The sequence below is a fragment of the Anabaena sp. 4-3 genome (assembly GCF_001597745.1).
In the GTDB taxonomy this organism is placed as follows: Bacteria; Cyanobacteriota; Cyanobacteriia; order Cyanobacteriales; family Nostocaceae; genus Trichormus.
The window spans coordinates 42,546-58,007 of sequence record NZ_LUHJ01000039.1 but is presented as its reverse complement, the minus strand read 5'-3'; the positions used below and the strand labels follow the sequence as shown (position 1 = coordinate 58,007).

Genomic DNA, 15,462 nt, shown 5'->3' with positions numbered 1-15,462 from the left:
TGAATCGCTCCTGATGGATATTATATTGTTGTTGCCCAAGGAAGAATATTCTATAGAATTGCTGAGGCTGATTTTTTTAAGAGGAATTACGGTAAATGGGGCGTATATTTATTTCAGCAGCCCACGGAGGGCGAGAGGCAAGAGGTATTGATCCCGGTTCTATCGCTGGTGGTACGACGGAAGCTAGGGAGATGATTCTGTTGCGCGATTTGATTGTAACAGAACTGCGATCGCGGAATTTTGAAGTTTTGTCTGTTCCCGATGATCTGAGTGCTGCGGGTACTCTCGCTTGGATTAATGCCCGTGGGCGTAGGGGTGATGTCGCTTTAGAGATTCATGCCGATGCTGCTAGTAGCCCCACTGTACGGGGAGCCAGTGTTTATTATATTGCCACAAATAACGAGCGTAAAAGCAATGGCGAATTGCTATTAGTCGGACTATTACGCCGTGTACCGCAACTGCCAAACCGAGGCGTAAAACCTGACACAGATAGTGGTTTGGGCAGTTTAGCCTTTTGTCGGCAAATTAGAATAGCTTCTTTATTATTACAAGTCGGCTTCCTCAGCAATCCAGAAGATAGGGCATTGTTACAAAATCGCCGTCGAGATTTCGCTTTAGGTATTGCCGATGGGTTAGCATCTTGGAGTCGAGTGATAGATCCCACCCCTGGAAGTCCCCCAGAACCCACTTATCGAGCCATCAACATCAACATTAACGGCCAAAATTACGCCGAACAAGGAATTTTAGTCAACGGTAACTCTTACATTCCGATTGATTTAGTAGATCGGTTGCGGATTGACTTGTCAAAAGCACCTAATGTTAATCGGATTACCTATCGTAAAGTGGTGTATATTAAAGCCATAGAATTGCGAGATTTTAATGTTGCTGTCGGCTGGGATGGAGCAACTACCACTGTCATTTTACGTTCCAATTTAATCATTTGCCCTGGTCAATTTGACCGCATCATGTCTAATGGTAATACCTCAGAAGTTGAGTTACAAATATTTCTGAGAAACAACAATGAAAATGCCCTCAATCAGTTTCCTGACTTACCAAAACTCTATCGAGAAGAAGCCAGCATTGAGGGCGTAAATTATGACATTGCTTTTTGCCAAATGTGCCTAGAAACAGGATTTTTACGCTTTGGCGGAGACATTCAACCTCAACAAAATAACTTTGCTGGTTTAGGTTCGATTGGCGGCGGTGCAGAGACAGCTTCCTTTCCTAGTGCCAGAATTGGAGTCAGGGCGCATATCCAACACCTGAAAGCCTACGCCAGTCTAGAACCTTTAGTTAATGAAGTCGTTGATCCTCGGTTTCGTTTTGTTACCCGTGGTGTTGCTCCCTTAGTGGATCAATTATCAGGACGTTGGTCTGCTGATTTAGATTATGGTACAAAAATCACAGCTATGGTCAAACGTCTCTATGAATCAGCCGGATTCTTAAACGCCAACCGATTGTAGAGACTGGGGATTGGGGATGAGGGGGATGAGGTAGAAATTCTTTCTCAGTCAACAGTCATTAGTCAACAGTCCCCATTGACTAATGACTAATGACTAATGACTAATGACTACAGCGCATCCATAAATTGTTTTACCTTTTCTAATAGTGAGGTATTTTCGATTTTCAATGCTAATTGTTGGGCGTTGTGGTAACAAGTCCGCGCTAACTGTTTACGTTTTGTCATCACATAAACGCTACCCATATTGAGCAATGTGGAAATTTCTCCGAGAATATCTCCCTGTTCTTGATATATTGCTAAGGTTTGTTTAAAAAATTTCAGTGCTTTGCGATGAATGCCTAATTTATTGTAGGTAAAACCGATATTGTTGAGGGTGTTTGCTTCACCGATGCGATCGCCTAATGTCCGACGGGATAACAGCACTTGATGATAAATTAATAGTGCTTGTTTCGGTTGTCCTATATCGATATAAATAGAGGCAATATTATTTAAGGTGATGGCTTGCCCTATGACATTCCTCCCAGCTTTTTGAATTGGTAATGCTGCTTCTAAATGTTCTAAGGCTTTTTTATAGTCACCCAAAGCACTGTAAGCATATCCCAATCCATTTAAGCTTGTTGCCTCACCGGAAAAGTCGCCCAGTAATCGCCGCATGGCTAAAATTTGGTGTTGTAGCAAGAGCGATCGCTTCGGTTCACCCAACCTGATGTAAATTAGTGCTACATCATTGAGTGTAGATACTTCCCCTTGTGAGTCTTGCAATTCCCGAAACATTTGCGCTGCTTTCTCCAGATACTCCAACGCCTGAGAAAGTTGTCCTAAACGGCTACAGGTAGAACCTAAATTACTCAATGCTGTGGCTTCGGCTTGTAAGTTACCAAGCTCAACCGCAACAGCTAAAGCCTGATGAAAATAATCTATTGCTAGCTCAAATTGACAACAACCCAGATAAGCCAAACCTATATCATTTAATGTATGACCTTCTCTCGCTTTATCTGGAATCGCTCTTGCTAAACGTAAATTTTCGCTCGCCAAATTTAAAGACTCTTGAAACTTTCCCTGCCTGTAGTAGTTACTTGCTTCATCACGACGTTCTTCCCACTCTTTGAGTTGATTGCAAGGTTGCGTCATTTTACCTCAGTTGCACCGGAGATAGATTTGCAGGTTTCGGGTAGTTGATTGGGAAATCACTCTTTTGAGGTAGCCCAAGTTAAACCCTAGTTAAACTTAAGTTAACCTTTATTTTCTACCTTTAGGTACAAGACGTAAAGAGCGAGATATGGTAGCATTACTGTCTTAAATAGCGATACTGATTAGGCTGTCTTAAAAAATCTAATGATTTCGCGGACATGATCCAAAAATTGCCCATCTGTGGAAAGTTGCGCGATCGCATTCCTGGCTTCCCGGCTTAATCGTTCGTGTTCGGTTTGATTAGTAGCGCGCAATTCTTCTAAATTAGCGGCAATTTTCGCTAAATCCCGGCGAGTTTCTTCAGAAAAGCGTTGTTGTGTCGCTGCTAATGAATAGGGCTGCTCTAAATTCAATTGTTCTTCTAAAACCTGGACTTTCTGCTCTAGTTCAAAGAAACGCTGACGCAGTTCGACAATATCCTCACGGGGATACTTCCACTCTTGACTAATCATTGTCAACCGCGCATATAAATATTCATAAGCACGGATAGCCGGACGCAAAATAGTTAATAACAAAGCTGCGCCAGAGCTAATATAGCCTACAGCACTAATTCCCGTGGCGGCGAGAGTATAAAGACCAATAGCTGATAATAAGTGTAAACCCAAAGCCAACCAAAGCGATCGCTTGGCTAAAACCTGGACATACTGCACTTGTCTATCATCTACAGGTATATCCTTTTCCTGAGACTGTGCGGCTTCCGCTAACACCTGTTTAGCTTGAAAATGAATATTCCAGGGTACAGTCACAATCACTAACAACCACCAGAAACTCGCACCCCCAATTACCCAATCAAGAAAACTCCCGGCTGGTACATGAAACCATTGCAGCACCCCAAAAGCCAGCAGCACCACCGCCACAATACCCGCTATCGAACTAATAAACAAATTGAAATACATATAACCCTGACTATGGTGAAACAATCACCTTAATCATGGTTAAGTTTTAGCTTCGGCATATAAAAGTATGTGATAGTTTTTCTAGCTGCATATATTCTCTATGGGATAAGATAGCTACGCCAAACAGTTGCAGCATCTAGACTATCCTTACTAGGTAACAGCAACCGCCAAGTTTTACCTTCTTGTTGAATTTGTAAGTAAACCTCAAAAGGCTGTTGCAGTTTAGTTAACTGTCTCTTAGGTAGCTGAAAAATTAAATCATAAGTTCCCCGCACACGAAAAGCCGGTAAACTTTCCACCGTCAGAGGTTCTTCCCGGCTAATTTTCAGGTGTTTAATTTCAAACCCTTGAAAATTCAGATCCAAATGCTGATTAAGTTGTGCTTGGGTTTGTGCTAGCTGGAGTGCGATCGCCTTCTGCACCAACTCGCTAGTTGGCAGCAAGCCAACATTACCACAACCCACTAAAAGCAACAGTAAAACTACTGAAAAAAACCACCGCACCATATTATTTCTGCTTTACCTTCAGCGATAGTATATTCCAGCAGTGGACTGACACGACTAAAATGATGCAAAAAAATTGTAGGTTGGGTTGACGTAGGAAACCCAACACCAATCTAATATCAATTCAAAATTCAAAATTCAAAATTCAAAATGAAGAAAAATAGACATCACAAGGGTTTGCGCGTATATATCTGTCACATTCTTTCTTAAAATTGTTATAAGAGTTGGGTTGCGCTGCACTTAACCCAACCTACATCTATACCCCCTTCCCTACAAGAGAATAGCGAAAAAAACCCCCCTCTCCTTACAGGGGAGGGGTTCTCCTCTACCCCTCACTCATCACAGAAGCACAAGCTTGAGCCTCCCGCCACAACTTGTGTAAAAAGAACTCTGTGCGCGAAGGGGAGACATCAACATCAGACGAATCACTAATTGCCGTCACAAACACCCCATCAGCATCTTGAGAACCATCTGATAGCCAATAACCCCGTAGGGAAACTTCTACATACTCAGCATCACAGACAGATAAATCAATAATTTCACTGTTAGCCAGTTTCGCTTCAGCCTTGAGTGCTTCAATTCCTGGTAAGTCCGCAGGTAGCAAAAAGGAAGCGGTGCTGGGTTCGACGCATAAACTTTGGGCAACACGTAACGCTAAAATGACTCGCGTTTGTACCCATTCTTCCACAGACAAACCCAGACACTCTAAATAAAAACTGTTTTCAGTGTAAGTTAATTTCAGCATTCCTATGCTCTCCTGTTATTCCAGGTTTGCTTGCACATCTATCCAAAATTGTGTCGCATCCTGCCAAGCTTCACTCAAAGCAAAAGCTACCGCCGGGTGAACTGGGGGTTTTGGCTTAGTACGTAACTGCATACCCGCCTCAGTTGGGGTGCGATCGCCTTTACGAGAGTTACATCTTTCACAAGCTGTCACTACGTTATCCCAAGAGTGAGAACCACCTCTAGACCTGGGAAGCACATGATCTAGTGTTAAACGTTTATTACTCCCGCAATATTGGCAACTGTAATGATCTCGCCGCAAAACCTCCCGTCGATTCACCGGCGGAACTTTCCATGATCTTTCAATAGCAGCGATTTTCAGGCGGATATATTTAGGTACATTCACGATCAAACTCGGTGAGTGAACTCGCCACCCATCGACCGTAGAACCCAGCAAAGGTTCGGCTTTATTGGTGATTAATAGCACAATAGCCCGCTTAATATTCACCCGGCACAGTGGTAAGTAATTTTGCGAAAATACCACTACAGACTGCTCTAACACTGGCGTTGCAATAGCCACAGCTTCACTCCTTAATAAAAAACCCCCGCTTCTGATTGAGGTGAAGCGGGGGATAAGAAATTGACCGTAACTTTTTTGGTCTTATTTTGGTACAGCATTTCTCTGTCTGTACCTCCCGCTTCTTGCTTTTAGTTGTGGTTTGGCATTCAGCTTATCAATATTGACTGATAGAAACTCATAATTACTCTCTGTGATTTGTCTATGCTGGTAGCCACTATCACCCATAAATAAATACTCCACTCCCACAGCGTCGGATTCCCAACTAAATCGATAGTTGGTTGTACGCCAGAAAGTAGAGATGGGGTAAATGGATCTCACAGAAAACTTCACCTATTGAACATTGCTTTAAACATACTACACTTGTATTACTATCCTGTCTATACCTTAAAGGAGAAAAATCATGCACACAATTACTCGCACCTCAACCACCGAAATGGAAGTTACCAGCATCCGTTTAGAGCGAGAACTAAAAGAGAAACTGAAAGCAATTGCTGGCAATCAGGGATATCAAGCCCTGATTCGAGATATCCTCTGGAATTATGTCCAGCAAAAATCAGGAGAGTGGAAACCGCGATTTTCACGCGACGATATTCGAGCTAGTATAGCCGCCACCGCCCAACAAGAAGAACGTTGTGTACTCACAGGCAAAGTCATTCCACCCCAACAACCAATGTTATTAGGACTCACCAAACATGGCGATATGGTTCCTCTGAGTGTCGAAAGTTTAGCCGGTTAGTCGTCCTATATTTCCATCAATGCAGCCTAGTTCTTGCCCTCCTGCATAACTGGGCTGCATTTGGGGAACAGTTCCCTATTCCCTGTTCCCTGTTCCCTATTCCCTGTTCCCTGTTCCCTTTTCAGGTGTGATTGCAACCGCAACAGTAAGAATGCGGTTTAGTAATATGAGATTTTGGTCTAAAATCCAGAGAAATACTGTTTATGTCTAGTTATAAACACGATATTGTAAGTTCAAACTATTTACTTGATATTGCCGTGAAGCGTAACACACAAGTTACTCAAGTCTAGGGGAGAATCCGAGTGTATTTTTATATCTAATGTATAAATTATTTTTATATACGGAAAACCTGCTCATCTGCAAAAGAAAGGGACTATAACAGAATGATAGAAAATATTAAGACAGGATTTGCCATTCATCCGCTAGGACTGCACAACTAACGGTGAGGAATATGCCACAAAGTTGGGTGCAAGTAAAAAAGGGCCACTATTTGAGAGCATATCACGAATGAACAAGCATTTACTACCGCCGCCAGAATGCTCCGATGACCCAGAGCGACTTCAAACATACCCAGTCAAACTGATGCAGCATCAGGAAACAACAGCCAACGATCTGGCACAACAAATTAATCACATCATTGCTACTAATCCACAGACAACAACATCAATGTTGCAAGAGATTGCGGCGTTGGTGGGAGTTGCCGCACAAGTAGATTGTTGTTGCTTAGTTACCCTCACAGGCGAAGACTCCACTAAAGCCAAATCCGCTAGTTGGTGTTCTGCTGAATATTTGGGAATCTGGCAACACGATGAACTGTTCTCAACGGAACGGTTATTGACGGAATTACCCGTGGTGCAATGTGCGACGGAACCATTTACGATTGAAGATATTTCCATCATTCAACATAGCTTAGTCATCGGGTGTCAACACTGGTCATTACCAATCAAATCAGTTTTAGCCATTCCCACCCGCTTCCAAGGTAAAAATAATGGTGTAATTAATCTGATTAAGTTCCAATCTTATGATTGGGGTGAAGCAGAAAAACAAATTCTCAAAGCGGTGGAACTGCCTTGTGCGATCGCTTTTAGCCTAGTCACACAAGCACAGTTGATTGCTACTCAACAGCAATACCTGCAAAAAAGCAACCAACACCAAAGCTTAATTAAGCAACTCACTATCTTGAGTCGGAGTAACTTGGAGTTAAATCAAATGCTCCAGTTAGCTATAGCATCCACAGCCGAATCTCTCCAAGCAGATCGGGGTTTGCTCATCTTGCTCAAATATACAGATACCCTGTTTAGAACTCCAGCGAAAAAACAAATTCCCCAGGCAAAAGCCGATGTTGTGGGTGAATGGCGTAGAGAAGTTCACATAGAATCTTTAACCAAATCTTTCTCGTTGGCTGATTGTGGGTTATGTCAGCGTGTGTTCACAGATGGGGGAAAACCCGTTATTATCAACGACTATACGGAGATACAAGACACCTTTGCCGTTGCACCATTGTTGACGATTACAGAATTACCATCTGTACTCTTAATGCCGTTAGAAAATCAAGGCAAAGTCCTCGGCTTTTTGGTGCTACAGCAAGCAGAGGCGCGTAACTGGCAACTGGCAGAATTAAATCTGGTAGAAATGGTGTGCGCGCAAGTCAGTAACGCCATTATTCAGTCAAAAACACTGCGGCAAGTCCAAACTTTAGTCGATGAACGTACCGCCAAACTGCAAAGCAGTCTGGAACTACAAGCCAAGTTGCACGAGAGAACCCGTCAATATGTAGAGCAATTGCAGGAACTCAACCAAATCAAAGACGAGTTTATGAGCAACATCAGCGATCGCCTACGCTACCCGTTGACGAATATGATGATGTCGATCAAAAACTTAAAATTGCCAGGGATTACGCCAGAACGTCAAGTAAGATACTTGGATATCCTCGAACAAGAGTGTGCCAAAGAAATCAACTTAATTAATGACTTGCTGACTCTGCAAAAACTAGAGACGCAACCAGAACGGCCACACTATGAAAATATCAATGTCAATGCTCGCATCCAAGCATTTACTGATGCCATCACCCCAAAACTGGCACAAAAAGGATTAACCATAGATTTAGATATCCCACAGCAGTCGTTAAAGCTGCAAACCGAACTGGAAAGCTTTGACAGAATTCTGCAAGAGTTATTGAATAATGCTCATACATACTCTGAGCGCAATACGATTATTCACCTACACGCCAGTCACCAAGTTAATCAGCTAGTTGATCAAGTTATGATCAAAGTGACTAACATAGGACATGGCATTTCTGAAGAAGATGCCACCTATATATTTGATAGGTTCCGTCGGGGGAGAGGAGGCCGTTGGACTCCGGGGACTGGCTTAGGACTAGCTTTAGTTAAGTCCTTGGTGCAGCATCTCAATGGAGCGATCGCCGTCGAAAGTATCCCCATTCCCGACTCTTCATTAAGTGAAATTTGTTTCACCCTGACTCTACCCCAGTTTTCTGAAGACAGTAACACATATTCTGACAGTGACTAATCCACAAAACATCACAGAGGACTTGGCACTTGCTCCCAATCTCAATGACGAATTGATTGCGGATGCAGATAATTTACCCCTAGTAGAAGTCCTAATTGAAAAAATTGCCGAGAGACAGCGACAAATTACGGCTAAAGTCCAGATTCCCCAGCCAGTGGAGCGAGTCTGGCAGGTGCTTACAGATTATGAAGCCTTAGCGGATTTTATTCCCAACCTTGCCACAAGTTCTTTATTGGAGCATCCTAACGGTGGCATTAGGTTAGAACAAGTCGGTTCTCAACGCTTACTCAATTTCAACTTTTGCGCTCGTGTGGTTTTAGACTTGGAAGAATATTTCCCCAAAGAAATCAACTTTCAAATGGTGGAAGGTGATTTTAAGGGCTTCTCCGGTCGTTGGTGTCTAGAACCTTATATCCTTGATCAAGTTATAGGAACTCATCTGTGTTACACAATCCAAATCTGGCCTAAGCTAACTATGCCCGTGTCAATTATTGAACGTCGCTTAAGCCAGGATCTTAAATCTAATATGCTAGCGATTTACCAGCGATTACAGTCTTTCACTTAAAAAATAGTTCCTACAGCGTCACTAGCCGTAGGAAGTGACAATTAAGCACAATTGAACTCTCCTGGCTTTGAAAAACCAGGATTCCGAACTGATATTGCTACGTGAGCTAAAGCTACACTCCGCAATGTTTGTTCTGCTCCAAAGGGTCTTAGACTGGTTCAAACAGTCCTACTCGCCTCGACCAATTGCTTGGCTGTACGGCTACTTTTGGTCAACTTATGATGCTTTTTGTTATGGGTTTTTCACCAGCATCATTAGTAAAAATTTACCATAAGTCTCGCATTAAAAAAACAGGTTAAAACCTGTTGAGTCGTGTTACCCCTGCGGGGAAGCAAGCTACATCCCCTCTCTAAAGAGCAGGGGTTCTCACACTCCCACTATGTTTTGATAAGTTTGTTTCTCTGTTTAGATTTATTTTAATACCCCCAGGGGAATTCGAATCCCCGTTACCTCCGTGAAAGGGAGGTGTCCTAGGCCTCTAGACGATGAGGGCATAAACTTCAGGAATTTAACAATTCCAAGAATTTTCTGTTAATGACTACGACAGATTGGTTATAGTTAATAACAGTTAGTTATTAACTAAGTCTGTTTAACTCTTAGAATCGATTGTTTAATACCCCCAGGGGAATTCGAATCCCCGTTACCTCCGTGAAAGGGAGGTGTCCTAGGCCTCTAGACGATGGGGGCATCAACCTCAGACATTTAATAACTTAACGGATTTTTGAGATAATGTCAATGGTTTGAGCAAAGAATTTTTTGGGCAGGTTGGGGACTGGGGACAAATCAATTCAACATACCCTACGGGAAGCAAGCTACAAAATTCAAAATTCAAAATTCAAAATTCAAGAGTTTCTGGGGAAAAATCTCCTCCGCTCCTCTGCCTCCTCTGTCCTACACAGAAAACATCTAACACTAGGCAGATTATGTACATCTATCAAATGTTGTATTTTTACCTATGTTGAATAATAAAACAATTAATGAATTGTTGGCTAATTGTCACACTCTGTCGCCAATTAGCCAGAAATAGAGTATTTTGAAAGACTAAGTAGGAAAAAAACTCTGAATTTAGCAAGGGATACAAGGTCTAATGTTGTAACCTGTAAAGGGAGTCTTGATTATTCTTTACAAAATATTTTGAAACACACCACTCAACATCGACAGCATGGAAGCATCTTTTGAAGTCACCCTACAGATGGTGATTACTGTCGTTGCAGGTATTAGCGCGCAGGTTTTGGCTGCCTACTTTCGTGTACCTAGCATCGTCCTGTTACTAATGTTGGGTATTTTGCTCGGTTCTGATGGTTTGGGGGTATTGCATCCCCAAATGCTCGGTACTGGACTGGAAGTAATTGTTGGTCTAGCAACGGCGATCATTCTCTTTGAAGGCGGACTAAACCTAGATTTGCGAGAGTTGGGTAGAGTCTCTCTCAGCTTGCAACTACTCGTAACCTTGGGAACTCTCGTCACGCTGATTGGTGGCAGTATGGCGGCTCACTGGTTGGGTGAGTTTCCTTGGAATATAGCTTTTCTCTACGCCTCTATAGTCGTGGTGACAGGGCCAACGGTGATTGGCCCCCTACTCAAACAAATCAATGTAGACCGCCAAGTAGCAACGCTGCTAGAAGGGGAAGGGGTTTTAATCGATCCGGTTGGTGCTATTCTCGCCTTCGTGGTGCTAGACACCATCATCAACGGTGATGCAGACCCGATTAATGCCATTATCGGTTTACTGATGCGCCTTGGTATTGGTGGCGCGATTGGTGGGGTAGGCGGTTATGTCATGAGCCTGATTTTCAAACGTGCCACGTTTCTCTCCTTTGAGGTGAAAAATTTGGTAGTTTTGGCGGTGCTATGGGGGTTGTTTATCCTAGCGCAGATGATCCGCAGTGAATCAGGGGTGATGACTACCGTAGTCGCCGGAGCAGTATTTGCTAACTCTTCTGTACCCGAAGAACGCCTATTGCGTAGCTTCAAAGGTCAACTGACAATTCTGAGTGTTTCTGTACTGTTTATTCTGCTAGCGGCTGATCTTTCCATCGCCAGTGTGTTGGCTTTGGGTTGGGGTAGTTTGTTGACGGTTTTGGTATTGATGTTTGTTGTGCGTCCAGTTAATATCCTGTTGTGTACTTGGAACAGTAATTTAAACTGGCGACAGAAAGTATTCTTAAGTTGGGTTGCACCTAGAGGGATTGTATCTGCTTCTGTTGCTTCTTTGTTTGCGATTTTGCTAACTCAGCACGGGATCAATGGTGGTGATGCCATCAAGGCTTTAGTATTCCTCACGATTATCATGACTGTGGTTTGTCAAGGACTGACTGCTGGCTGGGTGGCTCAATGCTTAGAAATTACTTCTCACGAAGCCACAGGGGCGGTAATTGTTGGTTGTAATCCTTTAAGTCTGTTAATTGCCCGATTCTTTCAAGAACGGGGAGAAAATGTTGTACTCATCGATACTGAGCCGGAATATTTAGAGCAAGCGGAAGCCCAAAATATTAGGGTGATTGCTAGTAGTGCTTTAGATGCTGAGGTGTTGGAAGAAGCGGGACTTAGCTCAATGGGTACTTTTTTAGCTATCACGAATAATGGTGAGGTGAATTTCGTGGTGGCGCAACGAGCAGCCGAGGAATTTAATCCGCCGCGTGTGTTAGCAGTTTTTCCCCGTGACCCCCAAACGAATAATTCTGCTAATAATAAAGTTCAGCAAGCTTTTGTTTCTGACTTAGCCGTGAAAACTTGGAACGAGTACCTGACGAATGGGCGGGTGAAGTTAGGAACAACTACACTGAATGAATCAGAGTTTGCTCATCAAAAGGAACGTATTCAAGAGAAAATGCGGACTGGGGTATTAGTGCCGTTGTTGGTAGAGAGGGATGAACGCCTACAGATTACCCCAGCTAATCAAGAATGGGAAGTAGGCGATCGCATTATCTATCTGCTGTACGACCCCAGACCGAATCTGTTAAAACGGTTATCTGGTGCTAGTCAGTCTACACCCTTGGCTTTAGAAAAGTTGCCAGAGTTGGAAGAATTACCTGTAGGGAAATTGGCTTAACCTTCCGCCAGTGATGCGCCAGAAAGTTGAATTGTTTTCTCTGTTGGTTGTGTATACATTTGCCGTTCTTGCCACATTAAAGCGGCAAAATGCACTACAGCCAAAACGATGGCAACAACAGAGATGATATCGCTATGCAGGGTATATAGATGTTGGACAGTAATGCTGCTGATGGCTCCACCACCTGTGAGGATATCTCGCAGTTGTGTACCGATGACAGGAATAGCTTCAATATTGCCTAACTCAATGTTAAACCGCCAGTAGCCTTCTTGAGTCCAATCGAGAATCATCGCTGTCCAATCTAATCCAATCGCGCTCAGGGTAAAGAAAATACCACTTACCCAAGCTACCAGCCAACTGTTGCGAAATTGCCGCCCTAAGAACATAACGACAATTTGGATGAGGGCGATCGCAATCATCACATTACCTGATATATCATGCGCTCTATGGAATAACCAACCATAGGCGACTTCTGTATCAATCATTTTCAAGGAATTATAAGCCCCGCCTGCTGTCGGTTCGTAGTAAAAAGACAGTAAAACTCCTGTAGAGACATACATCAGGCACAGGGAAAGTATTACGACCGATAATATCGTTGCTATTCGCCGCAAAATCCGATCAAACTGGGTGCTTTGCATGGCTCGCCCCTCCTGTGATTGGTGTGAATATATATTTTTATTACAATTGTAACTAAGTTTTATTAAAAAACATGATTAAAAATAAATTTTTCTGAATCTGGCAAAGCAATTGAGGTATGATAAGATGTTTGGTTGAATTTTAACCCTAGCCCCTAACCCCTAGCCCCGGTTTTCAAGCTAAATACTGTACCCAAATGTTTAAAGGTTCTGGTGAACCATACCAAATCCCTCTACTTCTAGGCGAATGCCTCACACCTTCAATCACCAAATTTTCTGCTCCTGTTAAATGAGCAGCAGCAATGGGAGTAATCCCATCACCCCAGGTATTACCTTCGCCACAAGTTAATTGATAGCTGCTGTAAGCTAACCAACTGCCACGTTGTCGCTCCCCGAAAATAGTTTGACCAGCGACGCAAACGTAATGCACGTTTTGATAAAATGCACCGGGGTAATTATTATTGACAAAATCTAAATTCCAACGTGTCCAACGTTCTTGGCTAGTATGGGGAGTGCCTAGGGTAATGAGAGTTGCTACTAGAGGATGAGCATTCCAGACATTCATGGCATAAGGCTTTTCTCCTAGGAAAATTCGGGAAATCCAACCACCAGCCGAGTGACCAATCAAATTAACTTGAGTAGCGTTATATTTTTGTAATGCTTGTTGAACAGTGCGATCAAGCTGCTGCAAAATCGGTGTCACAGGTTTACCGCCGATAGTCGGTAGCCAGTCACGCCGCCGCAGTGGTACGGTGAGGGTTGGGAAACCTAAATTTTTGAGAGCGGCTTCAAGTTGACGATAAGCGATCGCGCTTTCTAAATATCCCGGTACAATAATTGTAGGTAATGGCATTTTGAACTGAGCTTTCTAAATTTTCAGATTTGAGGAACAACAAACCAAGAAAAATAGCAACCCTGGCAACATTCTCAGAATCAGCAGATATGCTAATATAGCTCGACTTGCTGATGTTCATCAAAACCACCGTAGTTTTTATCCTTCTACCTCTGCACCAGCGATTTAAGCTATACATTTAGAAAGATGCGATCGCTCTCACAGTTGATTACCCTATGTTTAAGCTGGTAACGACCCATACCGTGAAAAACTCAACGTTCTCAGTCAGGATTAGGGAAAACTTCGTCAGCCAGTGTCATATTTATATAAGTGTTATCAGGTCTTACATAAAAAACAAAAAATCATCCTGTTTTGAGTGCTAACATCGGCAGCTATGATTGATTGTGTAGGGGCGCATTGATTGCCATCAAGATAGAATTGCTTTGCTAGTCAACTGCCACCGAGCCGAGTGAACGATTAACAGTTATGTCTTACGTCTCCGTGTTTAAAAGTATACCTGAATTGTTGAGCCAGCCAACTGGAATAGCAGCAATAGCGTCTGTGGGAATTCATGGTGCTATTGCATTAATTGTGCCTTTAATGCCTGTAAATTCTAATCAACAACAAGACTCATCCTCTCAAAACACAGTCGGTGTTGTAGAAATCAATCCAGCTGATCAAATTCGGCTACCAGAAAATCCAGGTAGTAACCCAGTTGCCCTGCAAGCTCAATTACCTTTATTACAAAATCAATTTCCTCAACAGCCGCAACTGCAATTACAAACTCCTCCGAGTTTGAATGCTGCAACGACTACCTTACCGCCTTTACCGCCACCTGTGGCAGCACCGCTATCACTGCCACCAATTCAGACCATACCAGAAAATTATCGCATAGCTGCCTTGCCCCAAAGACAGCCCTTGCGGATATCTCCTAGACGCAATTTCCAAATCGATAATTCTGGCTTCAATGCTGCCAGAAATAGATTTACACCTGTAACTCCTCGGAGTTTTGATGACAAGGCGGTAGTACCAACAACATCAACACCGCTACCTGTAGATAAATTGCCAGAATTGAGTGCAGCTAAGTTACCAGACAATTTGCCTGACAATCTACCGGCGACACAAGTAAATACTAATCCTAATCCAGCAACTACACAGCCTAGAGAAAATATAGCTAAGGTAGCTCCCATTGGCAAAACTCCGACAGTGGGAGATGAATTAGCCTTTGCTAATCAAAGCATCCCCAAATGGCAGCAAGGCTCTACTTTGAATCTACCTGATGTACCTTCTAAACAAACTGAACAGACTGAAGTTACACAGGTAAACTCATACGCAAGATTGAGAGCTGCACTTCAGCAGCAATACCCCAATTCGCAAGAAAAAACAGTCATTCGCAAGACTATCTCCACAGATAAACCTGGTTTGGAAGGTATAGTTTTAGGTGTATTGGTAGTAGATGCAGAAGGCAAAGTCTTAGATATCCAGTTCCAAGACAGAGCAGTTGCTCCCGAACTGCAACTAAAAACCAGAGAATATTTCACCCAAAACGCGCCTAAAGCAGAGAAGCAAATCAGTCGTTATCCATTTAGTTTACGTTTCCAAAATGACGGCAGTAATGCGGCTGAAGCTAGTCAAGACAAAACGCCGGCTGTAGTTCTGCCTAAAACAAGTGAGACTTCGGCAGAGAATGAGGCGCAACCACAACCCTCACCAGCTGTAACTATTAAACCTTTACCAGTACCGCAAGTCAACAAAAAT

14 protein-coding genes and 2 tRNA genes are annotated in these 15,462 nt (G+C 43.0%); 6 read left to right on the top strand and 10 right to left on the bottom strand.

Translation table 11 applies throughout. The annotated features are described in order from the left end of the window. Positions 1–95 precede the first annotated feature (95 nt). A complete protein-coding gene (locus tag A3775_RS10910; RefSeq protein ID WP_066381094.1) occupies positions 96–1,463 on the top strand; it encodes an N-acetylmuramoyl-L-alanine amidase in 1,368 nt (455 codons plus the stop codon). A gap of 107 nt (positions 1,464–1,570) precedes the next feature. On the opposite strand, the gene A3775_RS10905 is transcribed toward A3775_RS10910, so the two are convergent. From A3775_RS10905 to A3775_RS23525, 6 genes are all read right to left on the bottom strand, one after another. After that, positions 1,571–2,593 carry a tetratricopeptide repeat protein gene (locus A3775_RS10905; protein WP_066381092.1) on the bottom strand — a complete coding sequence of 341 codons (1,023 nt, stop codon included), beginning with the start codon at positions 2,591–2,593 and terminating at the stop codon, positions 1,571–1,573. Between the two features lie 182 nt (positions 2,594–2,775). Beyond that, positions 2,776–3,549, bottom strand: coding sequence for a hypothetical protein (locus A3775_RS10900; RefSeq protein ID WP_066424926.1), 774 nt, complete (start codon positions 3,547–3,549; stop codon positions 2,776–2,778). Positions 3,550–3,647: 98 nt separating this feature from the next. Beyond that, the gene (locus A3775_RS10895; RefSeq protein WP_066381088.1) at positions 3,648–4,055 is read right to left on the bottom strand and encodes a hypothetical protein; all 408 of its coding nucleotides are present in this window, start codon (positions 4,053–4,055) and stop codon (positions 3,648–3,650) included. A 322-nt stretch (positions 4,056–4,377) separates the two neighbouring features. After that, entirely contained in the window at positions 4,378–4,797 is a 420-nt protein-coding gene (locus tag A3775_RS10890) for an alr0857 family protein (RefSeq protein WP_066424924.1), read from the bottom strand. A 15-nt stretch (positions 4,798–4,812) separates the two neighbouring features. After that, positions 4,813–5,355: an HNH endonuclease gene (locus A3775_RS10885; protein WP_066381083.1), complete on the bottom strand. Its 543-nt coding sequence runs from the start codon at positions 5,353–5,355 to the stop codon at positions 4,813–4,815. Positions 5,356–5,436: 81 nt separating this feature from the next. Next, on the bottom strand, positions 5,437–5,673 hold the full coding sequence (locus tag A3775_RS23525; RefSeq protein ID WP_339373707.1) for a hypothetical protein: 237 nt from the start codon (positions 5,671–5,673) through the stop codon (positions 5,437–5,439). 82 nt (positions 5,674–5,755) lie between these two features. On the opposite strand from A3775_RS23525, the gene A3775_RS10880 reads away from it, so the two are divergent. From A3775_RS10880 to A3775_RS10870, 3 genes are all read left to right on the top strand, one after another. Continuing rightward, a complete protein-coding gene (locus tag A3775_RS10880; protein ID WP_066381080.1) occupies positions 5,756–6,091 on the top strand; it encodes a hypothetical protein in 336 nt (111 codons plus the stop codon). A 507-nt stretch (positions 6,092–6,598) separates the two neighbouring features. Then, complete coding sequence (locus A3775_RS10875; RefSeq protein WP_066381078.1) at positions 6,599–8,620, top strand: GAF domain-containing protein; 2,022 nt, start codon at positions 6,599–6,601, stop codon at positions 8,618–8,620. Further along, positions 8,613–9,185: an SRPBCC family protein gene (locus tag A3775_RS10870; protein ID WP_066381076.1), complete on the top strand. Its 573-nt coding sequence runs from the start codon at positions 8,613–8,615 to the stop codon at positions 9,183–9,185. The genes A3775_RS10875 and A3775_RS10870 overlap by 8 nt, the downstream gene beginning before the upstream one ends. Before the next feature lie 420 nt (positions 9,186–9,605). Here A3775_RS10870 and A3775_RS10865 read toward each other — a convergent pair. Both A3775_RS10865 and A3775_RS10860 read right to left on the bottom strand, forming a co-directional pair. After that, a tRNA-Glu gene (locus tag A3775_RS10865) sits at positions 9,606–9,678 on the bottom strand. A 121-nt stretch (positions 9,679–9,799) separates the two neighbouring features. Continuing rightward, a tRNA-Glu gene (locus A3775_RS10860) sits at positions 9,800–9,872 on the bottom strand. Between the two features lie 475 nt (positions 9,873–10,347). On the opposite strand from A3775_RS10860, the gene A3775_RS10855 reads away from it, so the two are divergent. Then, the gene (locus tag A3775_RS10855; RefSeq protein WP_066381074.1) at positions 10,348–12,237 is read left to right on the top strand and encodes a sodium:proton antiporter; all 1,890 of its coding nucleotides are present in this window, start codon (positions 10,348–10,350) and stop codon (positions 12,235–12,237) included. Here A3775_RS10855 and A3775_RS10850 read toward each other — a convergent pair. Next, positions 12,234–12,875: a cytochrome b N-terminal domain-containing protein gene (locus A3775_RS10850; protein ID WP_066381073.1), complete on the bottom strand. Its 642-nt coding sequence runs from the start codon at positions 12,873–12,875 to the stop codon at positions 12,234–12,236. The genes A3775_RS10855 and A3775_RS10850 overlap by 4 nt on opposite strands. Before the next feature lie 172 nt (positions 12,876–13,047). Then, on the bottom strand, positions 13,048–13,725 hold the full coding sequence (locus tag A3775_RS10845; protein ID WP_066381071.1) for a triacylglycerol lipase: 678 nt from the start codon (positions 13,723–13,725) through the stop codon (positions 13,048–13,050). Positions 13,726–14,190: 465 nt separating this feature from the next. Between A3775_RS10845 and A3775_RS10840 the strand changes: the two genes are divergently transcribed. After that, positions 14,191–15,462 (top strand): hypothetical protein (locus tag A3775_RS10840; RefSeq protein ID WP_066424922.1); only part of this gene is annotated, 1,272 nt, incomplete at its 3' end.